Source organism: Mesorhizobium sp. LNHC221B00 (assembly GCF_000502935.1).
Lineage (GTDB): Bacteria > Pseudomonadota > Alphaproteobacteria > Rhizobiales > Rhizobiaceae > Mesorhizobium > Mesorhizobium opportunistum.
In genome coordinates, this window is record NZ_AYWR01000009.1 from 97,445 (window position 1) to 121,640 (window position 24,196).

Genomic DNA, 24,196 nt, shown 5'->3' on the forward strand with positions numbered 1-24,196 from the left:
TGGGAAACGAGGCCTGTAAGATGAAAGATCGGGTCAGTTCTGCGGCACGACGATCTCGGAACGGCGCGGACGCTGCCCGTCCTTGCCGGGCACCAGCACGACGATGACGCAGACCGGTTGGCCGCCGCGCGTCGACTGCGAGGCCTTGGCCAGCGTTCCGCCATTCTGCTGGGCAACCTGCTGGCCGATCGCATAGCAGTCGGATGCGGCCAGAACGATCGGGCTGACCTGGTCGGGGGCAATGACCGGCATCGCCACCGCCTGCGACGCAAACAGCCCGGCAGCACATAGCGCCAGTGTCGCGGTTCGGAAATGGGAGCGGAGCGTTTTCATGGCCAGCGTTGTAACGCATCGGTGCTGAACGTGAAATGAACGGTGATCGAAGCACAAAACATGTCCGCTACACCCCCTGAAAACACAGATGACCAATCGTGATTTCGACGCCCCAACCCGACGAAATCCGGGAAATGGCAGTCTAGACTCTGTTTCGGTCATATTGAAAGCGCGTCAGGCATTTTCCTGCGTCAGGGCGCGAAACCGCAGCAGCCCGTGATGCACCAGGAGCTCCTCGTCGTAGCGGGCTTCGGTGAACTCGAGCGACAGACGCGTCTGGCCGCGAGGACCGATGACGAGCACCGCGTCTGCAAGGCGTGCCTTGATGGCGTCCATGATGGCAAGCGTTTCGGCTTCGCCCTGGGCTTTCGACCAGACATGCAGCGTGATCAGCTGATCGTCGTTGTTCTCGACGCCGGTATCCCAGTCGAAGGCACTGGTCTGACCGCAGGTCACATAGGGAAAAGCGGCATTGTCGGCCGCCCGTTCCAGCAGCCCGGCACCGCCGAGCAACGCCGACAGGGAGGCGTCGCCTTTCAGTCTCAGAAAAAGTGCCTGCTGCAAATCGCCGGGCGCGGTCATCGTCCTTTTCCTCAAGCCTTGCGCCACCGACATCGGCTTTCGCAAGCCTGTCCGTCTGCATGTTCCGCCAGATATAAACGTTCGCGACGCGAAGACGATGGCGATTCGTCTCAGAACCTGCCGATACCCCGTTCAGTCGATGTCGCGCAAACTAACGATGAAATCGCCAAGCGCAAACATCCACATGCCAGTTTTCAGACGGCGGGCTTGTTCCAGCCGCATTTGAAGGCCAGCATCGACCGTGCCTTCAAGGCGTCCGCTTCGGTCCCACTGCGATCGAACGCGACGCCATTTTCGTCAACCTTGGCCGATGGCCGGGAGCGTCGGCGTTTGCTGGCCGGCCACACACTTGACCCAGTCGGCCACCGCGATCCCCGAAGGCAATTGCGGCTTTGCATGAAGTCGCAAAAGAGAGAGGTGATCCGTCTCCCGACGGATCGGCACGAGCTTGAAGAGGAGCCAGCCCACGGGCGGGTTTTGCCAAAATCAACGTAAGACGCGAGGTCGAATGCGATGCAGTCCACCGCCCACAAAATCCCGGTATCCATCATTATCCCGAACTACAATTACGCGCGTTTCCTTGAACGCAGCATCGACAGCGCCTTGGAGCAGGACCACGACGACGTCGAAGTCATCGTCGTCGACGATGCATCGCAGGACAATTCCACGGCCATCATGGAATCCTACGGCGACAGGATCCTTGCTTGTCCGAGACGAAAGAATGGCGGGCATGCGGCTGCCTTCAATACCGGCTTTGCCGCCAGTTCGGGCAGAATCATCCTCTTCCTCGACGCCGATGATTATCTTTATCCGGGGGCCGTCTCCAGGATCGTCGACACCTGGGACGCGGCAACTACCCAGGTGCAATCCAGACTACACATTGTCGATGAGCGGCAACACATCAAGGACGTCTTTCCGCCGCCCGAACTGCCCTTCGACAGCGGTGATGTCGTGCCGAAACTGATGCACAAGGGACGCTACCAGACGACCGTGACCAGCGGGCTGGCCTTCGACCGGACGACCCTGGAATCGATCATGCCGATTCCGGAACCGGATTTCCGTCAGGGCGCCGACGGCTATCTTGCGACGCTGGCGCCACTCCATGGCCACGTCCAGTCCATCGATGAATGTGTCGGGGCTTACCGGATCCACGGCGCCAACCATTCGGTTTTCGGTGAAAAGCTCGCCGAGCGGGCGCGCTGGCGGGTGGAGCACGATTTCCACCGCATGGAGGCGCTGTCGGACCAGGCATCGCAGGTAGGCCTGACCGTCGTGCCGGCAGACGTTGTTCGCCATGATCCGGTCCACCTGGAAGAACGGCTGGCGTCGCTCTGCGCGGACAGGCACCGGCACCCCGTGGCCGATGATTCCCGGCTGGCGCTCGCCGCGACGGGCGCTGTCGCCAGCCTCGAAATGTCGGCGTCCCTGCGCCGCCGCGCCGTGCTTGCCGGCTGGTTCCTGTCGGTCGGCATGCTGCCGCGGCAAATGGCCATGGCGGTGCTGTCGTGGAAGCTCGACGCATCGTCCCGGCCGAGATTCCTTGCCAGCCTGTCCAGCACGATCCGCCGCGCGATGGGGTAGCCCGAAACCCTTGAAGGATGACCACTGGCCGCGGTCAAGGCCTGCCGCGCAACCGGACCACGAAGCTGCGCACCGCCAGCACCAGCACGGTGATGATGATCAGGATCACCGAGAGGGCGGCGATTGCCGGATCGATGTTGTCGCGCAGGCCCATCCACATCAGCCTTGGCAGGGTGATGGCGTTGACCGAGGTGATGAACAGCGTGACGCCGATCTCTTCCCAGGACAGCACGAAGGACAGCAGTGCCGCGGTGACGATGCCGAACTTGATGTTGGGCATGATGACGCGGGTGGCGCGCTCCCACACCGAGGCGCCGAGGCCGCGCGCGGCAAGGTCGATGCGCCGGTCGAGTTGGCTGAGCGAAACCAGGATCAGCACCGTGGCGAAAGGCACCGTCATCACCGAATGCGCCATGGCGACGCCAAGCCATGTATCGTATCCGAAGAAGGAGCTGACACCGGAGATCGAGGTGAGCAGGAAATAGAGCGTCACCGCCGAGACCACCGGCGGCACCACCATCGGCAGCAGCACGAAGCCGACGAGGGCCGCGGTGAAACGCGGCTGGAACATCCACACGCCAAGGCTGAAGCAGAGCGCCAGCACGGTTGAAATAGCGCTGCTGACGATGCCGATCCTGATCGACAGCAGGATCGACTGAAGCCAGCGCGGATCCTCGATCAGCGAACGATAGTGGCGCAGCGACAGTTCGCCCGACGGCATCGCCAGCATGCGGCTCGGCGTCAGCGACACCGGGATGACGGCGAGCAGCGGCAAAAGCAGGAACAGCGCCACCAGAACGGCGAGGACCAGCGAGACGGGTCCGGGGCGATAGGTCGGCATCAGATCAACTGCTTCGGTCTGACATAACGGAACAGAAGCGCCATCAGCGCACCGACGAACAGCACCAGTACGACGCTGATCGCCGCACCCAGCCCCCAATCCGGGCTCTGGAAGATGCGGAGATAGATCAGTTCGGCGATCATCACGCTGCGGCCGCCACCGAGGATCGCTGGCGTGACGAAGAAGCCAAGCGAGAAGACGAACACGATCATCGCCGAGCCGATGATGCCGGAGCGGGTCATCGGCACGAACACGGTCCAGAAAGTGCGCACACGGCTTGAGCCGAGCCCGCGTGCCGCCAGCAGCACCCGGTCGTCGAGGCTGCGCATGGCCGAGGCCAGCGGAAAGACGGCGAACGGAATGAGGAAATGCGTCATGCCGACGATGACGCCGAACTCGTTGCGCACCAGGGTCAGCGGTTCGGAGATGAAGCCGATCGCCTGCAGCCAGGTGTTGATCAGACCGCGATTGGACAAAAGCGCCACCCAGCCGAAGGCGCGCGTCAAAACCGAGATCCAGAACGGCACCAGGATGCAGAACTCGGCGACAAGGCGCTGCGCCGGCGTGCCGCGCACCCAGACGACTGTTATCGCATAGGCGGCGGCAACCGAGACGACCGTGACGATGGCCGCGATGCGCAATGTGCGGATGAACACCGACTGCACCAGATCGTCGGTGAGCAGTGCCTCGTACTGGCCGAGCCCCGGCGTCGGCAGTGTGAAGCTCCACTTCACGACACCGAGGAACGGCCATGCATAGGCGAGGACAAGAAACAGGAGCAGCGGCGCCATCAACAGCGCCGCTCCCATCCTGTCGGAGAGATATGCTCTCATCTGGACCCGATGATCCCGGCCTTGGTCAGGCCGAGATGATCTTGGTGTATTCGTCGAGCGCCGGCCCGTAGTTCTTGGCGTACCAGTCCATGTCGAGCGCGATCTGCTTCTTCATGTTCTCCGGGTCGACCGGGTTGATGCGCTTCTTGTCGGCGGGGATCAGTGCGTCGGCGGCCGGATTGGCCGGGCCCTGCCCCAGCTTGTCGAACATGACGAGCTGCTTTTGCGGATCCTGCGCGCTGGCGATGAACTTCATCGCCGCGTCCTTGCCGCCGGGGTTGTTCTTGAGCACGGCAAGGGCACCGGGCGAGATCAGGCCCTGGTCCCAGATGAACTTGATCTTGCCGCCCGAGTCCTGCTCGATCAGCGAGGCGCGGGTCGACCAGACGATGGCCATCGACGCCTCGCCGTTGAGCAGCACGCTCTGGCTCTCGGCGCCGCCGCCCCAATAGGCGACGACGTTCTCCTTGAAGGCAGCGATCTTGTCATGCGCGCGCTTGAGGTCGAGCGGATAGAGCGAGGCCGGGGCGATGCCGTCCGCCAGCAGTGCGGCTTCCCAGCTCGAAACGCCCCATTTGTAGAGCGAGCGCTTGCCGGGGAACTTCTTCACATCGAAGAAATCGGCCATGCCGGTCGGTGCGTCCTTGCCGTATTTCTCGGAATCATAGGCGATGACGTAGGAGAAGAAATAGGTCGAGGCGGCATACTCCCAGCCGAAGCCCGGCCGCATCTTCGTCTTGTCGACGATCTTGTAGTCGATCGGCTCCAGCGCGCCCTGGGCGCCGAGCGTGATGGCCGAGAATGGATCGACGTCGACGAGGTCCCAGGTCGGGGCGCCGCTCTTGGACTGCGCGGCGATAGCACCCTCGGTCGGGCCGGAGCCGTCCATCTTGACGGTGATGCCGGTGTCCTTGGTGAAAGCCTGGCCGTAGGCGGCGTCGTAAGCCGTGATGGCGTCGCCACCCCAGTTCACCAGAACCAGTTCCTTGGCCTGTGCAAAGGCACCGGTCGAGCGCAAAAGCATCGGCGTGCCGGCGAGCACGAGTGCTGCCAGTTGCGTGAACTGGCGGCGCGAGATCTCGCCGCGACCGGCCCTGGCGGACAGCGTCTCGATGGCTTGTTTCTTGGTATCGTTTGTCATGTCAGTTCCCCTTTTTTTGTCGTTGATCATTCCCGGAAGCCTGCGTGTCCCATCGGCCCACGCCGGCGGTCATTGTCCTCCTTCCGGAAGGAGGAAACCCTTTTCCGCCGGCCAGGTCAGCCAGACGGAATTGCCTTTGCTCAGCGCCGCGGCCGCGACCTCGTTGGGCACCGAGACAGTCACCCTGGCGCCCTGCCGCGTCGTGAGGTCGAGCTTGGTCGCCGCACCCAGATAGGTCGAGGCGGTGGCGGTCGCGGCAATGCCGTTCTCGCCGGCGGCGGCCTCACCTGCGATCGACATATATTCGGGGCGGATTGCCAGGATTGCGTCGCCACGGACTTTCTCGGCCTTGCAATGCATGCTGACCGCGCGGTCCTCGCAGACGCCCGTCGAACCACTGCCGGTGGGCTTGACTCCTTTCAGCGGCAGCATGTTGATCTCGCCGAGGAACTCGGCGACGAAGCGGTTGTCCGGCCGGTCGTAGACCTCATCAGGCGCGCCGACCTGCAGCAATTTGCCGTGGTTGAAGATGGCGACGCGCGACGACAGGGCCAGCGCCTCGCTCTGGTCGTGGGTGACAAAGACGAAAGTGGTGCCGGTTTCCTGATGCAGGCGCTTCATCTCGGCCTGCATCTGTCCGCGCAGGCTCTTGTCCAGCGCCGAGAACGGCTCGTCGAGCAAAAGCACGCCCGGCTCGAACACCAGCGCGCGAGCCAGAGCCACGCGCTGCTGCTGGCCGCCGGAGAGCTGCGACGGCAATTTCTTCTCATGGCCAACCAGCCCGACGCGCTCGATCATCTCGCCGACGCGCTTCTTGATCTCGGAGGCCGATTTCTTGCGGACCTTAAGCGGGAAAGCGATGTTGGCCTCGACGCTCATATGCGGGAACAACGCATAGCCCTGGAACACCATGCCGGCGGCGCGCTGCTCGGCCGGACGGTTGGTGATGTCTGTGCCGTCGCTCAGGAGGCGGCCCTCGGTCGGCTGCACGAAGCCGGCGAGGATCATCAGGAAGGTGGTCTTGCCCGAACCGGAGGGGCCAAGCAGGGTCAGGAACTCGCCGCGGCCGATATTGAGCGTCAGATCGTCCAACGCACGGAACGAGCCGAAGCTCTTGCCGATCCCGATTGCCTTGATCTCTGCGGCCCGGCCGGGTTGCTGCATCCTGCCTTCTTCCTCAGTCCCAAGAGGAAATCGTAGGCAGGCCGGAGGCTCACCGCAACCGAATAGTTTTCGCCTGATCGGCAAATTTGATTCATCTATGCTCGGTCAATACGGCCTGACCGGGTTCTCCGAGAGCTTCGATCTCAGCCAGCCCCCGAACGCCTCCAGCACCGGATGGCTCGTTTTTGCGTGCTCGGAGACCAGGTAATAGGAACGCGGGGACTTTATCGCGATGTCGAACGGCCTGACCAGCCGGCCTTCGCTCAAAGCGCGCCGGCTCGTCAGTTCGTCGCCCATGGCAATGCCCTGGCCGGCGATCGCCGCAGAGAAGACGAGGTTCATGTCCGAAAAGAAGATGCCGCCCTCGGTGTCGGGGTTTTCCACCTTGGACAGCGCCAGCCAGCGCGCCCAATCCTCGGTGTCGTCGAGGTGAAGCAGATTGGCGCGCAGCACATCGGCCGGCCTGGAGAAGCCGCCGACCTTGTTGAGCAGCGTCGGACTGCAGAGCGGCGTGAACGAGATTTCACAGAGCGGCTCGACGGCGCGGTTCGGCCAGTTGCCGACACCGAAAGCGATGAAGGCATCGGCGTCGGCATTGCTGACATCGTCGAGCCGCCTGGGCGTCAGGATGCGCAGCGCCACGTCAGGGTACATCTGCCGGAACTCGCCGATATGGGTGCATAAAAACAACGAGGCGAAGCCCGGCGTGCAGGAGATGGCGAACGAGCCGCCGACGCCGGTGCCGGCATCGCGCGTCACCGCATCGCCAAGCACTGTCAGCGCCTTGCGCACGTCGCTGGCATAACGCTGGCCGCGCGGCGTCAGCGCCACGCCCTTGCCGATGCGCTCAAGCAGGTCGAAGCCGAGATCGCGCTCCAGCAGACGCAGTTGATGGCTCACCGCGCTGCGGGTGAGGTGCAATTCGTCGGCAGCGCGCCAGACGCTGCCATGACGGGCGAAGCTGTCGAGGGCGCGCAGCGCCTGTGTGGAGGGAATTCTCAAGAGGTGAACCGAATTTGCACGAACCGGGAAAACATATCACTTTTTGGCGAGCCGCTTCACTGCTTTCTTTGACGCATGGACAAACCGGTGACGACATCAGCGCAGGAGACCGCGCTTGCCTGCCTCGACGGCATCCGGCCGTCGCTGTCGCAGTGGACGCGCACCATCTTCGATTTCGGCGAGACCGCATGGCGCGAATACCAGTCGGCCGCCTGGTATGTCGCGCGGCTGAAGCATGAGGGCTTTTCCGTCGAGGAAGGCTCGGGCGGCATGCCGACCGCGTTCTGCGCCCACTGGACGAATGGCGCCGGGCCGACGATCGGCCTTTATGCCGAATATGACGCGGTGCCCGGCAACTGCCAGGACGCAGTGACCGTGAAGCAGCCGCGGCCCGGCCTTGGCTTCGAGGCCGGGGGACACACCGATCCGCATTCAGGGCTCGGCATGGCGAGCCTCGGCGGCCTGCTTGCCGTCAAGGCGGCCATGCAGCGGCATGGCATTGCGGGCACGTTGCGCTTCACGGGCGAACCCGCCGAGAAGGTGCGCGGCTCGAAGCCGATCCACGCGGCCAAGGGCTATTATGACGGCCTTTCCGGCATGATTTCATTCCATCCCTTCTACATGCTGCCGCTCTGCAACACGGCGCGCTGGGACACGCATTGCGGTGCGGCCTATTCGATGATCTACCGCTTCGTCTGCGACGAACCCGAAAATTGGGTTCGCGCAGGCGACGGTGCACCGATCCCGCAGGCGCATTCGGCGGTGCGGGCGCCCGGCGCCAACGACGCGCTGATGACGATGTACATGACCTCCAAGGCGCTGCGCGATTCGATGCTGCCGCACCAGGGCGGCTGGTCGATCAGCGAGGCGATCCTGACCGCCGGCCAGGCCACCGCCGACAATCTGCCGGCGGGCCTGGCCGAGATCCAATACATGATCCGCGTGCCGACCATTGCCATGGCCGAACAGGTCACTGCCGTGCTCGATCGCAATGCCACAGCCTCCGCCGCTATCAGCGGCTGTCGATTCGAGCGTCACTGGGTATCGAAGTCGCGGCCGGGGCTTGCCAACCACGCCATGGCCGAGATCGCCTATACGGCGCTGTCGACGGTCGGGCCGCCGCGCTGGGACGAAGCCGCCAAGGCGCTCGGGCGCGAAATCCAGGTCAATGCCGGGGGTACCGCGACCGAGAACCCGTTCATCGACGAGCTGGAACGGCTGATTTCGCCACAGGAGGCCGAGGAAGTCCTGCGCCGTGATCTGCCGCCCTCGCAGCTGAATTCGACCTCCGACGATTACACCGATATGAGCTGGCATGCACCGACGGCAAGGCTCTATGTCGCCCGTCCGGCGCTGCGTTCGGCAAGCGGCCAGCCCTACCCGGCCTGGGTGATGAACGCGCTTGGCGGCATTGCCGCGACGATCGATCCGATGGTCATCTGTGCGGCCAAGACGGTCGCGCTGGCGGCGCTGCGCCTGCTCCAGGACAAAACCGCACGCGATGCGGCGATGGACGAGTTCGTCACCCGTACCGGCGGCGGCATCGGCGGTACGAACTGGATCGCGCCGCTCTGCGACTACGAACCGCCGATCCATTTCCGCTGGCCCGAATATATCACCACCGCGCGCGGCCGCGACTGGTGGATACCGAGCAAACCACATGATCAAAGCACGAGGAGAGCCCCATGACCGTCCATGATCGCATCGTCGCCGAACCGTTCTCGCTGCAGCGCCGCAACCCGGCCGGCGGCACCAAGCCGCTGACCGTCTGGGGCTTCGCCAACGAAACCGATGTCTTGACCGACGTCCTGCTCGGCTCGCCCAATTTCCTGCGCCATCTGTCGACCAGTTCGCTGTCGCGCAAGCATCTGCGCGAGGCGCCCTGCAACGTCCAGATCGCGCAGGCGCAGCACAAGGACCTGGTCGCCGCCTACGAGCATTTCGGCGTCAACATCCATTGGCACGAGCCGACGCCGGAACTGCCGATGCAAGTCTACTCGCGCGATTCCAGCGTGATGACGCCATATGGCGCCATCGTCACCGCCATGGCCAACTGGTGGCGGCGCGGCGAGAACTACGCCGCCATCCGCACTTACGAGAAACTCGGCATCCCGATCTACGACATGGTCACGGCGGGCACGTTCGAGGGCGGCGACTTCAACGTCATCGAGGACGGCGTGGTGCTGATCGGCTGCGGTGGCGCCCGCACGCAGGAGGAAGGCGCCCGCCAGGTACAGGCCTGGTTCGAGAAGGAAGGTTGGGAGACACGCATCGCCTTCATCGACGAGTATTACGTCCATATCGACCTGATGGTGGTGCCGATCGCCGAGAAGCTCACCGCCGTCTGCCTCGCCTGCACCGAGCCGGGCATCGTCGACTGGCTGAAGGGCAAGGGCCACGAGATCATCGACGTGCCGTTCCAGGACACGATGGCACTCGGCTGCAACTTCATGTCGCTCGGCAAGGACCGGGTCATCGCGCCGACCTCCAGCCAAACGCTGATCGGCCAGCTCAAGGCGCGCGGCTTCGAGGTCGCGGCGGTCGACATGAGCGAGATCTCCAAGACCGGCGGCGGCATCCACTGCATGGCGCAGGCGCTGAAGCGCGAAGCGGCCTGAGACCGCGCGCTCGCCAGTATCGAGAAGGCGTGCGCGACGTTTGCCCTGGACGGGTCCGTGATGCCGATCGATGCGTTGCCCATGATCGCAGGATGGACAACGCGTCGGATCAGTTTTACGAGTCGGCCCAACCAGCGGAGATGTTCGCCTCCCCCAATGAACAAGATCGATACCCACAACAGCAAGGGCAGTGACGAGCGCTCGACCGCCACCAGCCTCTTGCGGCTTGGCACGAGGCTGAAGCTCTCCCGGCAGACACGGGGCCTGACCCTGAAGGCGCTCGCCACCGCCGCCAACTGCTCCGAGAGCCTGCTTTCCAAGGTCGAGAACGGCAAGGTCTCGCCGTCGCTTCCCATGCTCCACCGGCTTGTCGAGGTGCTCGGCACGAACATTGGCTGGATGTTCGAGGAGTCCGATGGCGAGGAAGGCATCGTCTTTCGGGCTGGAGCGCGGCCGTTGATCGCGCTCGATCCGCTCCGGCGCGGCGAAGGCATTTCGCTCGAGCGTGTCATCCCCTATTCGCCGGGTCATCTCCTGCAGTGCAACATCCATCATATCGAGGCGGGCGGTGAAAGCGCCGGCCCAATCCAGCATGCCGGCGAGGAAGTCGGCTATCTCCTGGAAGGCGCCATCGAACTGATGGTCGGTGAGAAGACGTTTCGCCTGTCCGCCGGCGATTCCTTCGTCTTCAATTCGGAATTGCCCCATTGGTACCGCAATGTCGGCGACGAACGCGCCAGCATTTTCTGGGTGAACACGCCCGCGACATTCTGACAGGCGCGCCCCGGTCTCCCTTCGCCGACGCTAATTCAAGTCACTTGACAAGAAATCAAGTATCTTGAATTATGCCCATGCGCTCAGGCGCCATGTGAGCCCGATCAAGGGCCTTTTTCGCAAAACCAAGGGGAACCGGAATGCGTCTTACAAAGATCCTTTCAGGCTGCGCCGCGGCCATCGCCATGACCTTCGCGCTTGGTTCTGGCTCCGCCATGGCCGAGACTTATGCACTCGTCACCATCAACCAGCAGGCTCTTTTCTTCAACCAGATCAATGACGGAGCGACAGCCGCTGCGAAGGCTGCCGGCGTCGACCTCGTCATCTTCAACGCCAATAACGTGCCGAGCGCGCAGAACGACGCGATCGAGAACTACATCACCCAGAAGGTCGACGGCATCATTCTCGTCGCCATCGACGTCAACGGTGTGAAACCGGCGATCACCGCGGCCAAGGCCGCCGGCATTCCGGTCATTGCCATCGACGCGCAGATCCCGAATGGCGATAATGTCGCCTTCGTCGGCGTCGACAACACCAAGGCGGGTGAGGATATCGGCAAATTCTACGCCGACTATGTCAAGACCAAGATGAATGGAACCGCCAAGATCGGCGTTGTCGGCGCGCTCAACTCCTTCATCCAGAACCAGCGCCTCGACGGTTTCAAGAAGGCCGTCGCCGACAGCGGCCAGAAGGTCACCTTCCTCGATACGGTCGACGGTCAGAACGTGCAGGACGTGGCCCTTTCCGCCTCGGAAAACCTGATGACCGCCAATGCCGACATGACGACGCTCTATGCGACCGGCGAGCCGGCACTGCTCGGTGCGGTTTCCGCCGTCACCAGCCAGGGCCGCACCGGCGACGTCAAGGTGTTCGGATGGGACCTGACCAAATCGGCGGTGCAAGGTCTCGAGGAAGGCTGGGTGGTCGCCGTCGTCCAGCAGGATCCGGCTGGCGAAGGCAAGGCCGCCATCGAGGCCTTCGGCAAGCTCAAGAAGGGCGAGAAGATCGATCCGATCATCAATGTTCCGATCACCATCGTGACCAAGGAAAATGTCGGCCAGTTCAAGGACATGTTCAAGTAGTATCCTCCCCGGACCGCCGGGCCGCGCATCGACCTGATTGGTTGGCCGCGCGGCCCGACGACCGATTGAACATGTCGTCCTTCGAGAACTGGAACCATGATGAGCGATGGCGAGACCTACCGCGTCAGGATGACCGGTATTTCCAAACGATACGGCCCCATCCAGACGCTGGATGATGTTTCGCTGACATTGAAGCCCGGCGAGGTGCTCGGCCTGGTCGGCGACAATGGCGCCGGCAAATCCACGCTGAGCAAAGTTTTGTCCGGCGCGGTCATTCCGGATGCCGGCAGCATCGAGATCGATGGCAAGGCCGTGTCCTTTTCCTCGCCGGCCGATGCCCGCGCCGCTCGGGTGGAGATGGTCTACCAGGACCTTTCGCTCTGCGACACGGTGGATGTGGCGGGCAATCTCTTTCTCGGCCGCGAACCGCGCCGCCACGTTCTTGGCGTCCCCTTTCTCGACAACAGGCGCATGCATGGCGAGACTCGCGAGATGCTCGACCGGCTCGGCATCGTCATCGCCGATACCAGGCTCAAGGTGGAAAACCTCTCCGGCGGCCAGCGGCAGTCGATCGCCATCGGCCGTGCCGCCTCCTTCGACCCGTCGGTGCTGATCATGGACGAACCGACGGCGGCCCTTGCGGTGGCGGAAGTCGAGGCGGTCCTGGAGCTCATCCGCGCCGTCAGCGCCCGCGGCGTCAGCGTCATCCTCATCACCCATCGGCTGCAGGATCTGTTCCTGGTCTGCGACCGCATCCAGGTCATGTACGAGGGCCGCAATGTCGCAGAACGCAAGATCGGCGACACCAGCATCGAGGAGGTCGTCAACCTGATCGTCGGCCGAAAATTCAATGCGCGGTCGGCGCGTGCCAGCCGCGATGAGGGGGTACAGCCATGAACGCCACCTCGCCGTCCGCCGAGCTTGGCGTTTCGCCACCCAAACGCGCCCACAAGGGCACATGGAAGGATGTGGCGATAGCCAATGGCAGCGTCGTCTCCATCGCGCTGTTCTTCATCGTCGTCTGCGTGATCTTCTCTCTGGTTACCGGTTCCTTCCTGACGACGCCCAATCTGCTCAACATCGTGCGCCAGTCGGCGCCGCTGCTGATCGTCGCGGCGGCGATGACCTTCGTCATAACCACCGGCGGCATCGATCTCTCGGTCGGCTCGGTGCTGGCGCTGACGGCAACGCTCTCGGCCGTTGCCCTGCAAGCTGGCCTGCCGTGGCCGCTGGTCGTCGTCGCCATGCTGGCGCTTGGAGCGGCGATCGGCGCCTTGCAGGGCTTCTTCATCGCCTATGAGCGCATACCGGCCTTCATCGTCACGCTTGCCGGGCTTTCCGTCATCCGTGGCGTAGCGCTGCTGATCACCGGCGGCTATTCGATCCCGGTCGAACCGAGCAGTTTCTTCGTCAACATCGGCAGGGCCTGGTTCCTCGGCGTGCCGGTGCCGGCGCTGCTCGCCCTACTCGTCCTGATCGTCGCCTATCTCGCCTTCAACCAGACGCCGTTCGGCCGCTATGTCACCGGCATCGGGGCCAATGCCGAAGCCGTGCGCCGCGCCGGTGTCGACACACGCTTCATGACGCTGTTCGTCTACATCCTGTCGGGCATGGCGGCGGCGGTCGCCGGTGTCATCCTGGCGGCCCGGCTCGGCTCCGGCTCATCGAATTCCGGCCAGGGTTTCGAGCTCGATGTCATCGCCGCCGTGGTGCTTGGCGGCACCAGCCTGTTCGGCGGGCGCGGCACGATCATCGGCACCATACTCGGCGCGCTGACCGTCGCGGTCATCGGCAACGGCCTGATCCTGGCACATATGTCGCCCTTCCTGACGCCGATCGTTACCGGCACAATCATTCTCGTTGCCATCTGGCTGAATTTCCGGCTGTTCAAGGGCGCAACGCGGAGCCGCTGACATGGAGCATCTGTTCGACGACACGCCAAGGCAAAGGGCGCCGATCGGTGTTCGCTCCGGCACCGTGATGACCGTTACCGGCCCGGTCGCGATCGTCGACATGGGCGTGACGCTGATGCATGAGCATATCCTACTCGATGGCTCGACATCCTGGAAATGTCCTTGTCATCCCGACGAGAAGAAGATCGCCGAGCAGCCGGTCAGCATGGAGATCATCGGCGAGCTGCGGATGAACCCCTACATGAACCGCGACAACGTCTCGCTCGACGACAGCGACCTGGCGCTTTCGGAGCTGGCGAAGTACAGGGCCCTCGGTGGCCACACCGTCGTCGATGCGACCAATTTCGGCATCGGCCGCGATCCGGTGAAGCTGGCGCGCATCGCCCGCAGTTCCGGATTGCGGATCGTCATGGGCACGGGCTTCTACCTGCAGCACACCCACCCCGACTGGCTGAAGGCGATGGACGTCGACGATGTCACCGAATTCCTCGTCAACGATGTCGGCGGCGGGGCGGCGCAGCCCGAGATCATGGCCGGCATCATCGGCGAGGTCGGTGTCAGCAAGGATTTCACCGACGAGGAACGCAAGTCGCTGCGGGCCTCGGCGCGCGCGGCCAGGATAACCGGCGTGCCGCTGACCATTCACCTGCCCGGCTGGGAACGGCTGGCGCATGACGTGCTCGACGTCGTCGAGGCGGAAGGCGCCGATCTCAGGCACACGGTGCTTTGCCATATGAACCCGAGCCACGACGATCTCGCCTACCAGAGAAGCCTTGCCGCGCGCGGCGTCTTCCTGGAATACGACATGATCGGCATGGATTTCTATTATGCGGACCAGGATGCGCAGTCGCCTTCGGATGAGCAGAATGCGCGGGCAATCCGCTCGCTGATCGACATGGGCTTGATCGATCGGCTTCTTCTGTCGCAAGACGTGTTTTTGAAGATCATGCTGACGCGCTTTGGCGGCTTCGGCTACGGCTTCCTGCTCAAGCATTTCGTGCCGAGGCTGAAACGCCATGGCGTCGAGCAGTCGGCCATCGACCGCATGCTCATCGACAATCCAAAGACCGTGTTCGCCGAAGGCCCCTGAGCCGCGGATCAAAGCAATCGAGGGAGTATACATGTCCAGGAAGAAAGTTCTTCTCGCAGGCGAGTCCTGGGTCTCGACCGCGACCCATATCAAGGGCTTCGACCAGTTTCCGACCGTGACCTATCACACCGGCGCCGATGAACTGCTGGCCGCGCTGAAGGACGGCCCGTTCGACGTCACCTTCATGCCGGCGCATGAGGCGCAGCGGAATTTCCCGCAGACCATGGACGCGCTTTCGGCCTATGACGCGGTCGTGCTTTCCGATCTCGGCGCCAACACGCTGTTGCTTCACCCCGACACCTGGATTCATTCCAAGCCGACGCCGAACCGGCTGCGCCTGCTGCGCGAGTATGTCGGCAATGGCGGCGGCCTGCTGATGTTCGGCGGCTATTACAGTTTCCAAGGGATCAACGGCGGCGCGCGCTATCACAAGACGCCGGTCGAGGATGTCCTGCCGGTCACGTGCCTGCCCATCGACGACCGTGTCGAGGTTCCGGAGGGCTATGCGCCGGCCGTCGTCGGTCCGCAGGACCATCCAATTCTCAAGGGCTTGGGCAAGGATTGGCCGATCCTGCTCGGCTTCAACGAGGTCACGGTCAAGGACGGTGCGGAGGTTCTGGCCACCGTATCTTCCGACTACCGTTCGCTGCCGCTGCTGGTAACCGGCAAATATGGCAAGGGCCGGACCGTCGCCTGGACCTCGGATGTCGGCCCGCACTGGCTGCCTCCGGGCTTCATCGCCTGGCACGGCTACAAGACACTGTTCGAACAGATGCTGGGCTGGGCAACGGCCAAGGACTAGCAAGGGATTAGCCATGCGCGTCCATGTCGTCGGCAATGTCTGCGTCGATACGACGTTTCGGCTGGACCGGTTCCCGCGGCCGGGCGAGACGCTGAACGCATCGGAACATGCCGACGGGCTTGGCGGCAAGGGTGCGAACCAGGCGGTGGCCGCCGCGCGCACCGGAGCCGACGTCCGGTTCTGGACGGCGATCGGCAATGATGCCGCCGGGGCATGGATAAGGGAACAATTGCGCCGCGACCTCGACACCAGCCATCTGACGATGCTGCCCAAGGAGAGCGACCGTTCGACGATCATGGTCGATGCGCGGGGCGAGAACCTCATCGTGACGGGTGCCAGTTGCGCCACTGCCTTCGATCCCCTGGCAGAAAGTGGTTTCGCGGCCTCGATCGAACGCGGCGACATCGTCGTGATGCAGGGCAATCTCCATCCGGATGCAACGACGGCCTGTCTGCGGACGACGCATGAAGCGGCCGTCATGACCATCTTCAATCCAAGCCCGCTCGCAACTGGCACGACGCCGCATTTGAGCGATGTCAGCCTCGTCATCGCCAATGCGGGCGAAGCGGCGCAACTGACCGGAACAGGCGATCCTGACGCGGCCGCCCGCGAGCTGATCCGTCGAGGCGCAGGCACCGCTGTCGTGACGCTTGGGGCGCTTGGCTGCCTCGTCGCCGATGGTGAAGGACGGATCGAGCGGATCATGGCGCCCAAGGTGGCTGTGACGGACACCAGCGGCGCGGGTGACGTGTTTTGCGGTTGCCTCGCCGGCTGCCTTGCCGCTGGCATGGATCTCGCTGCGGCGGCCAGGGTTGCGGTTCGCGCAGCGGCCGTCTCGGTCGGACGCGCCGGAACGCTCGGCTCCTGCCCCGACAGGCAGGAGATGAAAACGCTCATGGAAACGACGGAAGCGGAAACCGCATGACAAAATCCCCCAAATCCATCGGCTCCAAGCAGGGCGAGAACGACGCGCTGCGATCGATCTTCGGCAGAAGCAAGGTGGTGATCGGCGTCGTCCATCTCGCACCCCTGCCGGGCGCGCCGCGCTATGATGGCGAGGCGATCGAGGCCATCTACCAACGCGGCCTCGACGATGCCAAAGCCTATCTCGATGGCGGTTGCGACGGCGTGATCGTCGAGAACCACGGCGACGTGCCGTTCGCCAAGCCAGATGACATCGGCCCAGAAACCTCCGCCTACATGTCCGTTATCGCCGACCGTATCCGCCGCGAGCTTGGCCGGCCGGTCGGCATCAACGTGCTCGCCAATGCCGCCATTCCCGCGCTGTCGATCGCCAGTGCCTCCGGTTCTTCCTTCGTGCGCGTCAATCAATGGGCCAACGCCTATGTCGCCAATGAGGGCTTTATCGAAGGCGAAGCGGCGCGCGCCATGCGCTTCCGTGCCAGGCTTCGGGCCAACGGCATCCGCATCTTCGCCGACGCGCATGTCAAGCATGGCGCCCATGCGATCGTCGGCGACCGGCCGGTCGAGGAACAGGTCAAGGACCTGGTGTTCTTCGATGCCGATGCGGTCATCGCCACCGGACAGCGCACCGGCCATGCCGCCGACCTCGGCTATATCAGGATGATCAAGGACGCGGCCGGATTGCCGACGCTTGTCGGCAGCGGCGTGACGCCCGACAACGCCAACGACATCCTCGACATCGTCGACGGCGTCATTGTCGCGAGTTCCCTGAAGCATGACGGGGTTTGGTGGAACCAGGTCGACCCGCAACGGGTGAGCGCCTTCATCCGTGGTCTCAAGCGATGAGGCTTGCGCCGCAGATCGACGGCGAAAGACTGCTCCGACGGCTCGACGCGTTTGCCCGGATCGGCGCGACGCCGGCCGGAGGCGTTAACCGGCAGGCGTTCAGCGTCAAGGATCGAGGCGCCCGGCGCCTGCTGGCGGAACTGGCGCTGGAGCGCGGGTTCACCGTTTTCCAGGACGGGATCGCGAACCTCTTCGTCCGTCGAGAGGGCGCGGACGCAGCACTGCCGCCGCTCCTGATCGGCAGCCATCTCGACAGCCAACCTACGGGCGGCCGCTTCGATGGGGCGCTCGGCACGCTTTCCGCCTTCGAGGTGCTCGAAGCCCTCGAGGACGCGAGGGCTGAGACCCGTATGCCGATCGAGGTCGTCGCCTGGGCCAATGAAGAGGGCAGCCGCTTTGCCCCGGGCGTGATGGGCTCCATGGCGTTCACCGGCGCCGACACCGCCGCATGGAAATCGATCGTCGGCAGCGACGGTGCCTCCCTCGCAAAGGAGCTCGACGCGACGATAGCAGCCTTGCCGGAGGCTGCCCTGCGTCCGATCGGCGTGCCGATATCAGGTTACATCGAGCTGCATATCGAACAGGGGCCTTCCCTGGAAAAGGAGCAGTTGCCGATCGGTGTCGTGACCGCCGTCCAGGGCACGCGCTGGCTGGAGGTTTCCATCGAGGGCACTGCCGGTCACGCCGGCACCACCGGCCTTGCCTACCGTAGGGATCCGATGGTCGCCGCGATTGCCGCGATACACAGGCTGCAGACGACGATCATGCCGCTCGACAGCAGCGCGCGGCTGACCGTTGGCCGGATCGCCGCTCAACCAGGATCGATCAACGCCATACCGCAGTCGGTGACCTTCACCGTTGACCTCAGGCATCCGCGGCCTGAGCGGCTTGATGCCATCGAGGCCGAGGCGCGCCAGGCCTGCACGGCCGAGGCGGAGGCACAGGGCTGCATGGCAACGATCAAACGATCCTTCGACATGCCCGGCGCTGCTTTCTCCGCCGATATGATCAAGATCGTCGAAGACGCCGTCAGGTCGCTTGGGCTGTCGCACAAGCGGATGATATCGGGCGCCTTCCATGACGCACTGTTCATCGCCCGCGTGGCGCCTGCCGCGATGATCTTCGTGCCGTGCCGCGATGGGCTCAGCCACAACGAGGCGGAATATGTGGAGCCCGCGGACGCGATCACCGGAACGCGGGTCCTGCTGCTGGCGGCCATCGCGGCGGCTTCGTCGCTCGGACTGCGGCGATAATCATTTCCAACAAACCTTGCGGCTGTGTCCTCGCCGCCCTTGTGAGCGCCGGCAAAATGGATGAATAGTCAGGACAGGGCGCGGCCCTGAAATTGCCTGCTTGCGGTTTTCAGGTTGCGTCACAGCCGAGCCGGGTTTTTGAATGGTCGATCCTGAGCCACGCAAGAGAAGAGGTCCGCTCGCCGCCCGGCTGCTGGCGCTGGACGCTTGGCTCGATTCCTCGCTCTACGAGATCGGGTTCAAGGCGCGCCAGTTCTGGGAAGCCGCGACGATCTTCTCACGGCGTTTCCGGCTCAAGGGTTGGCGCCGCGGCATCGTCGAACTTTTGAGCGAAGGCTTTACGCTCGGTGCCGGCGGCATCGTCGTCATGCTGGCGCTGGCCATTCCGGCCTTCCAGGATACGTCGGGCGACTGGCGGGCGCAGGGCGACTTCGCCGTCACCTTCCTCGACCGTTACGGCAACGAGATCGGCCAGCGCGGCATCATCCAGCGCGATTCCGTGCCGGTCGACGAGATGCCCGATCATGTCATCAAGGCGGTGCTCGCCACCGAGGATCGCCGCTTTTTCGACCATTACGGCATCGACGTGCTCGGCCTTTCCAGGGCCATCTTCGAGAATGTGCGGGCGAACTCGGTCGTCCAGGGCGGCTCCAGCATCACCCAGCAACTGGCCAAGAACCTGTTCCTGACCAATGAGCGGACCTTCGAGCGCAAGATCAAGGAAGCCTTCCTGTCGCTGTGGCTCGAGGCCAATTTGTCGAAGAAGGAAATCCTGCAGCTCTATCTCGACCGCGCCTATATGGGCGGCGGCACGTTCGGCATCGAGGCGGCGGCGGATTTCTATTTCGGCAAGAGCGTCAAGGACCTGAACCTCGCCGAGGCCGCCATGCTGGCCGGCCTGTTCAAGGCGCCGACCAAATATGCGCCGCACATCAACCTGCCGGCGGCGCGCGCGCGCGCCAATGTGGTGCTGTCCAACCTTGTCGATTCCGGCTTCATGACCGAGGGCCAGGTGCTGCAGGCCAGGCTGCATCCCGCCGACGTCGTCGATCGCGGCGAACAGAAGAGCCCGGATTACTATCTCGACTGGGCCTTCGATGAGGTCAAGAAGATCGCCAAGCCTGGCCAGCATTCGCTGGTTGCCCACACCACCTTCGACGCCAACATCCAGAAGGCGGCGGAGGAGTCCGTCGAGTTCCACCTGCGCCAGTTCGGCAAGGAGTACAACGTCACCGAGGGTGCCGTGGTGGTCATCGAGACCAACGGCGCCGTGCGGGCGATCGTCGGCGGCCGCGACTACGGCGCCAGCCAGTTCAACCGCGCCACCAAGGCGCTGCGCCAAACCGGCTCGTCGTTCAAGCCCTACGTCTACGCCACGGCGATGGAACACGGTTTTACGCCGAACTCGATCATCTCGGGCGGGCCGATCAGCTGGGGCAACTGGTCGCCGCACAATTACAGCGGCGGGTCGGCTGGCAACGTCACGTTGCTCATGGCGATGGCGAAGTCGATCAACACGGTGCCGGTGCGACTGGCCAAGGACCATCTCGGCATCGCTCCCATCAAGGCGATGGCGGAAGCGTTTGGCGTGGAATCGCCGCTCGAGGGACACAAGACGATGGTGCTCGGCACTTCGGGCATGACCGTGATGGACCAGGCGACCGGCTACAGCGTGTTTGCCCAGAACGGCTTCGTCGGCTCCAGGCATGGCATCACGCAGCTCGTCACCCGTACTGGCGACGTGGTGTATGACTGGACCAAGGACGCGCCGCCGCCGCATCGTGTGCTCTCCGAGCAGGCGTTGAAATCCATGAACACCATGCTGACGGCCGTACCGGTGATAGGCACGGCACGGCGCGCCCAGATCCCCAACATCGTCGTCGCCGGTAAGACTGGCACGACGCAATCCTACCGCGATGCCTGGTTTGTCGGCTTCACCGGCAACTACACGGCGGCCGTGTGGCTAGGCAACGATGACTTCACCCCAACCAAGAACATGACTGGTGGCTCGCTGCCGGCGATGGTGTGGCAGCGGCTGATGGTCTACGCGCATCAGAACATCGACTTGAAGCCGATCCCCGGCATCGACAAACCGTTCGTCGACGAGGAGATCGCGGCCAAGGCCGCGGAAGCCCAGAAGAAGAGCGAGGACCAGGCGGCAGCCGAAGCCGCCGCCGAACGCCCGCCGGTGCTGTCCAGCCGAACCACGCAGACGCTGAGGGACATGACCCAACTGTTCCAGACGGCCCCCAGGCTCGACGCCTCCACCACGCCCGAAACGCTTTCGGCGTTGTGACACCGTCCGGCGCGGAGCAGGCCGACAGGCAAATCCATCTCGCCGGCTTGCCACGAGGCCCCGCGCCGCGATATCCCCGAGCGGCAATCTCTGTGAACCCGGCCCTTCATGCTCAAAAATGCCTTCCTGATGCTGCTTTCGCTTGCCATAGCCATTGGCGGCGGCAGCGCCAGCGTCTGGTATGCGCTGAAGATCCAGGACGGTGTCGGCGCGATCAGGATCGGCCAATGGACCGCTTTTCCCGACATTGGCACGCCGGCCGCGGATCCCTATGCCAAGGCGCGCGTGGCACGCGAGGGTGTGCTAACGCTCGGCCGTGCGGAAGGCCTGTCCTTCGTCGCGGAAAATGACGCTGCCGGCGATCAGCTCAAGCGGCAATGCACCTACACGATAGAGGGAGGGTTTCCGACCGCCCGCTTCTGGACGCTTTATGCCGCCGATCAATCGCTCGGCGTCGTCGAAACCGGCAAACCGCGACTTGCGGCACTTCAGTCCTACGAGGTGGTTCGCCAGCCCGACAATTCGGTGATCATTTCCGCCGGCCACCACCCAATGTCCGGCAACTGGCTTCTGACCGACGGTTCTGGGCGGATGTATTTCGTCTTGACCTTCTACGACACGCCGATCGCCAGCAGCACCGGCCTGTCGGACGTTTCGTTGCCCAAGATCGTGAAGGTGGGCTGCGATGCGTAGTGTCCATGCCGCGATGCGAAGGCTCTTTCACGCCGTCCTGCTCGGCCTCGTCGGCGCCGGCATCGTCCACATCGTCGTCTTGCTTCTGGTGCCGGAATTTTCGGAACGTGACGCCTGGTCGCGTCTTTCCATGGCCTCGGATCTCTACAGGATGAACCGGCTCGATGCCGAGGCGGGCGGTGCGCCGGTGGTGAAATCGGTCGATCCGCTGTTTTATGCCACGGCCTGCCGTTTCGACCTTGACGAGGGAATTGTCCGGATCAGGGCGCCGGGAAACGTGCCCTTCTGGTCGGTGTCGGTCTATGACCGCAGCGGCCACAACATCTATTCCTTCAACGACCATACCGCGACAGGCGGCAAACTGGATGCCGTGGTGCTGACGCCGGCGCAGATGATCGACGTGCGCAAGGACCTTCCCGAGGATATGCAGGGAGCGATCTTCGTCGAGGCGCCGATCAACGAGGGCATTTTCGTCATCCGCAGCTTCGTGCCGGACGACAGCTGGAAGCCGATCGTGTCGCGCTTTCTCGATCAGAGTTCCTGCGAGCTGCAGGACCTCTAGCGCCGCCTAGATCCGTTTGAGCACCACGCTTCAATGGTGCGGAACAGGCTTCGTCCGCGATGATCCCGGCGTGTCCGGATCGACAGGCCGCACCTCGCAGGCCTGGGACCGCTCGTAGCGGATGCCGGGAAAGATGATCACCGCCGCCGGTATTTCGGTGGCTTGCTTTACTCGATTGGTCGGTGCCGTTCGCGGCACGAAAGACAGTACCATGCCCATGATTCGCGCATTCCTCTCGGTTTCCCCGGAGCACAACGCAACGCCTCCAAATGTTATTAAGGCCGGCAGAGGGTTAACGGAGCGCTAACGGATCATCGCTAACTTGATCTTTGTTCCGAGGTCAGCACGTTCTGACCGAGGCAATCGCGAAACCGGCACAGCCCGGTTGAGCGTGGCCAAGTGTGTATCGAGTATCGGGCGTATCCTTCGTGTCATCTTCGGACTTCAGGCAAATCGCTGTTCGAACGGAATCGGGAAGGGCCGAAAGGCTGTTCCGCGCCGCTGTGTCGGCATTCTGCTCGCTGACACGCCCGTCCCGCCGCGAGATCGGCCAGCTCGAGGACCTGACGCTGCCGCTGTTCGACGATGTGTCCCTTGAATCGCGACGCTACGTGGCAGCCGCCCTTTCCGAATGCGAATATGCGCCCGCCGCGCTGGTGCGCCGCCTGTGCGAGGAACCGGTCGACGTCGCCGCGCCGCTGCTCATCCGCTCGCGCGCAGTCAGTGATATCGACCTCATTGCGCTGATCGGCCGGCATGGCCTGCCGCACGCACGCGCCATCGCGCGGCGCAAGGATCTGAACCCGACCATCGCCGACCTGATCAGGGCGCTTGAAAGACCGACCCTGGTGCGCGTGCGCGATCCAGAGGCGCAAGCTCCAGCGGCGCCGACGGCGCCGATCGCGGCCACCACCACCGCGGACGTGGCGCAAGACAGTGCGGCAGCACAACAGGCCTCCGGCATTGCCGCCGAGAACGCACGGCGCAGGCTGCGCTCCATGATGCGCACCGGCGACGAGGCCTTGGCCGCGCAGGTCGATGCGTTCCCTGGCTCGGATACCTATGTCAAACTGCGCGAGACGGCGCTGACGGGAAACGCCGCCTTCTTCCAGACCGCGCTTGCGGATGCCCTCGACATCGATTTCTCGACCGCGCGATCGCTGACCGCCAACCAGAATTATGCCCCGCTGCTTGCGGCGCTGCGCTCGCTCGATTTCAGCGAGGATCGGGCATTCCTGATCACGGTCGCCGTCTATCCCGGCCTGTTCCCGCATCCGCAGGCGATCCGCACCTACCTCGACCGCTACCGGCTGCTGCATCGCGACGTGGCGCTGGAGAGGGTGCGGGGCTGGAAGGCCGAAATGCTGCATAAAGTGGTTCGCGAGGCCGCGCCTGCAAACGGCGACAGCCGCACGGCATCGAACAGCGACGATGCCGTGACGTCCTCCGGCCTCAGGGCATCTTCACGGAAATAAGCTGCTCGACGGGGACGGCGCCGGCCTCGATTTCGACCACCCAAATGTCGGGATCGAATTTCTTTTCCCTTTCGAGGCGCGCGTCGAGCACGGCGGCATCGTCGCCGGCGGCAAGCAGGGTGAAGAAGCGATCGTCGGGCCTGGCCGAATCGTAGCTGGTCTGCGGCGCCGGTCCATAGAGGGCCATTTCACCCATCCTGTCCCGCGCCAGCACGAAAACAGCACCTGCCTCGGTCGCCCCGCGCTTGACCACGGCGGCAAATCCGCCGGCGCTGAAAATCCGGCGCAACAGGGCCGAAACCCACAGATCCGATGTGACGCGCATGAAAACTCCGCAAAGCGTGCGGGGCTATGTATCGCTGTTTCCGCGGCTCGGCGAGCCGTCATTTCG

At 63.8% G+C, this 24,196-nt stretch carries 25 protein-coding genes; 16 read left to right on the forward strand and 9 right to left on the reverse strand.

What is annotated here, in order from left to right; translation table 11 throughout:
* Nucleotides 1-33: 33 nt before the first annotated feature.
* Both X741_RS152980 and X741_RS152975 read right to left on the reverse strand, forming a co-directional pair.
* Nucleotides 34-333, reverse strand: coding sequence for a hypothetical protein (locus X741_RS152980; RefSeq protein WP_023777913.1), 300 nt, complete (start codon nt 331-333; stop codon nt 34-36).
* Nucleotides 334-507: 174 nt separating this feature from the next.
* Nucleotides 508-915: a DUF3168 domain-containing protein gene (locus tag X741_RS152975; RefSeq protein ID WP_023777914.1), complete on the reverse strand. Its 408-nt coding sequence runs from the start codon at nt 913-915 to the stop codon at nt 508-510.
* A gap of 513 nt (nt 916-1,428) precedes the next feature.
* Here X741_RS152975 and X741_RS152970 point away from each other — a divergent pair.
* Complete coding sequence (locus X741_RS152970; protein WP_023777916.1) at nt 1,429-2,496, forward strand: glycosyltransferase; 1,068 nt, start codon at nt 1,429-1,431, stop codon at nt 2,494-2,496.
* A gap of 34 nt (nt 2,497-2,530) precedes the next feature.
* On the opposite strand, the gene X741_RS152965 is transcribed toward X741_RS152970, so the two are convergent.
* From X741_RS152965 to X741_RS152945, 5 genes are all read right to left on the reverse strand, one after another.
* Nucleotides 2,531-3,337 (reverse strand): ABC transporter permease, encoded by an 807-nt coding sequence (locus tag X741_RS152965; RefSeq protein ID WP_023777917.1) that lies wholly within the window; start codon nt 3,335-3,337, stop codon nt 2,531-2,533.
* Complete coding sequence (locus tag X741_RS152960; RefSeq protein WP_023777918.1) at nt 3,337-4,170, reverse strand: ABC transporter permease; 834 nt, start codon at nt 4,168-4,170, stop codon at nt 3,337-3,339. Before X741_RS152960 ends, X741_RS152965 begins: the two co-directional genes overlap by 1 nt.
* 25 nt (nt 4,171-4,195) lie before the next feature.
* Nucleotides 4,196-5,311 carry an ABC transporter substrate-binding protein gene (locus X741_RS152955; protein WP_023764369.1) on the reverse strand — a complete coding sequence of 372 codons (1,116 nt, stop codon included), beginning with the start codon at nt 5,309-5,311 and terminating at the stop codon, nt 4,196-4,198.
* 69 nt (nt 5,312-5,380) lie between these two features.
* Nucleotides 5,381-6,475, reverse strand: a complete 1,095-nt coding sequence (locus X741_RS152950) for an ABC transporter ATP-binding protein (protein ID WP_023764370.1) — start codon at nt 6,473-6,475, stop codon at nt 5,381-5,383.
* A gap of 105 nt (nt 6,476-6,580) precedes the next feature.
* A complete protein-coding gene (locus X741_RS152945; RefSeq protein ID WP_023777919.1) occupies nt 6,581-7,477 on the reverse strand; it encodes a LysR substrate-binding domain-containing protein in 897 nt (298 codons plus the stop codon).
* Nucleotides 7,478-7,552: 75 nt separating this feature from the next.
* On the opposite strand from X741_RS152945, the gene X741_RS152940 reads away from it, so the two are divergent.
* The 14 genes from X741_RS152940 to X741_RS152875 all read left to right on the forward strand — a co-directional run bounded on the left by X741_RS152940 (nt 7,553) and on the right by X741_RS152875 (nt 22,330).
* A complete protein-coding gene (locus tag X741_RS152940) occupies nt 7,553-9,166 on the forward strand; it encodes a peptidase M20 (RefSeq protein ID WP_031250031.1) in 1,614 nt (537 codons plus the stop codon).
* Entirely contained in the window at nt 9,163-10,095 is a 933-nt protein-coding gene (locus X741_RS152935) for a dimethylarginine dimethylaminohydrolase family protein (RefSeq protein ID WP_023777921.1), read from the forward strand. The genes X741_RS152940 and X741_RS152935 overlap by 4 nt, the downstream gene beginning before the upstream one ends.
* 156 nt (nt 10,096-10,251) lie before the next feature.
* Nucleotides 10,252-10,869: a cupin domain-containing protein gene (locus X741_RS152930; protein WP_023764373.1), complete on the forward strand. Its 618-nt coding sequence runs from the start codon at nt 10,252-10,254 to the stop codon at nt 10,867-10,869.
* Between the two features lie 140 nt (nt 10,870-11,009).
* Nucleotides 11,010-11,951: a substrate-binding domain-containing protein gene (locus tag X741_RS152925; protein WP_013896446.1), complete on the forward strand. Its 942-nt coding sequence runs from the start codon at nt 11,010-11,012 to the stop codon at nt 11,949-11,951.
* 99 nt (nt 11,952-12,050) lie between these two features.
* The gene (locus X741_RS152920) at nt 12,051-12,848 is read left to right on the forward strand and encodes an ATP-binding cassette domain-containing protein (RefSeq protein WP_023764374.1); all 798 of its coding nucleotides are present in this window, start codon (nt 12,051-12,053) and stop codon (nt 12,846-12,848) included.
* A complete protein-coding gene (locus X741_RS152915; RefSeq protein ID WP_023777922.1) occupies nt 12,845-13,864 on the forward strand; it encodes an ABC transporter permease in 1,020 nt (339 codons plus the stop codon). The genes X741_RS152920 and X741_RS152915 overlap by 4 nt, the downstream gene beginning before the upstream one ends.
* A gap of 1 nt (nt 13,865) precedes the next feature.
* Nucleotides 13,866-14,954, forward strand: coding sequence for a phosphotriesterase (locus X741_RS152910; protein ID WP_023777923.1), 1,089 nt, complete (start codon nt 13,866-13,868; stop codon nt 14,952-14,954).
* Nucleotides 14,955-14,985: 31 nt separating this feature from the next.
* Nucleotides 14,986-15,756 (forward strand): glutamine amidotransferase, encoded by a 771-nt coding sequence (locus tag X741_RS152905; RefSeq protein ID WP_023777924.1) that lies wholly within the window; start codon nt 14,986-14,988, stop codon nt 15,754-15,756.
* 13 nt (nt 15,757-15,769) lie between these two features.
* Complete coding sequence (locus X741_RS152900) at nt 15,770-16,681, forward strand: ribokinase (RefSeq protein ID WP_023777925.1); 912 nt, start codon at nt 15,770-15,772, stop codon at nt 16,679-16,681.
* Nucleotides 16,678-17,526 (forward strand): BtpA/SgcQ family protein, encoded by an 849-nt coding sequence (locus X741_RS152895; protein ID WP_023777926.1) that lies wholly within the window; start codon nt 16,678-16,680, stop codon nt 17,524-17,526. Before X741_RS152900 ends, X741_RS152895 begins: the two co-directional genes overlap by 4 nt.
* Entirely contained in the window at nt 17,523-18,779 is a 1,257-nt protein-coding gene (locus X741_RS152890) for a Zn-dependent hydrolase (protein ID WP_023777927.1), read from the forward strand. The genes X741_RS152895 and X741_RS152890 overlap by 4 nt, the downstream gene beginning before the upstream one ends.
* 142 nt (nt 18,780-18,921) lie before the next feature.
* Complete coding sequence (locus X741_RS152885) at nt 18,922-21,075, forward strand: penicillin-binding protein 1A (RefSeq protein ID WP_023777928.1); 2,154 nt, start codon at nt 18,922-18,924, stop codon at nt 21,073-21,075.
* A 108-nt stretch (nt 21,076-21,183) separates the two neighbouring features.
* Complete coding sequence (locus X741_RS152880) at nt 21,184-21,768, forward strand: DUF1214 domain-containing protein (protein ID WP_023777929.1); 585 nt, start codon at nt 21,184-21,186, stop codon at nt 21,766-21,768.
* Nucleotides 21,761-22,330, forward strand: a complete 570-nt coding sequence (locus X741_RS152875; protein WP_023777930.1) for a DUF1254 domain-containing protein — start codon at nt 21,761-21,763, stop codon at nt 22,328-22,330. Before X741_RS152880 ends, X741_RS152875 begins: the two co-directional genes overlap by 8 nt.
* A gap of 30 nt (nt 22,331-22,360) precedes the next feature.
* Here X741_RS152875 and X741_RS0134605 read toward each other — a convergent pair whose 3' ends face one another.
* The gene (locus X741_RS0134605; RefSeq protein WP_023777931.1) at nt 22,361-22,549 is read right to left on the reverse strand and encodes a hypothetical protein; all 189 of its coding nucleotides are present in this window, start codon (nt 22,547-22,549) and stop codon (nt 22,361-22,363) included.
* A 209-nt stretch (nt 22,550-22,758) separates the two neighbouring features.
* On the opposite strand from X741_RS0134605, the gene X741_RS152870 reads away from it, so the two are divergent.
* Nucleotides 22,759-23,805, forward strand: a complete 1,047-nt coding sequence (locus X741_RS152870) for a hypothetical protein (RefSeq protein ID WP_023777932.1) — start codon at nt 22,759-22,761, stop codon at nt 23,803-23,805.
* Here the strand turns inward: X741_RS152870 and X741_RS152865 are convergent.
* On the reverse strand, nt 23,783-24,130 hold the full coding sequence (locus tag X741_RS152865; RefSeq protein ID WP_023777933.1) for a DUF1491 family protein: 348 nt from the start codon (nt 24,128-24,130) through the stop codon (nt 23,783-23,785). The two genes, X741_RS152870 and X741_RS152865, sit on opposite strands and share 23 nt — an antisense overlap.
* Between the last annotated feature and the right edge of the window lie 66 nt (nt 24,131-24,196).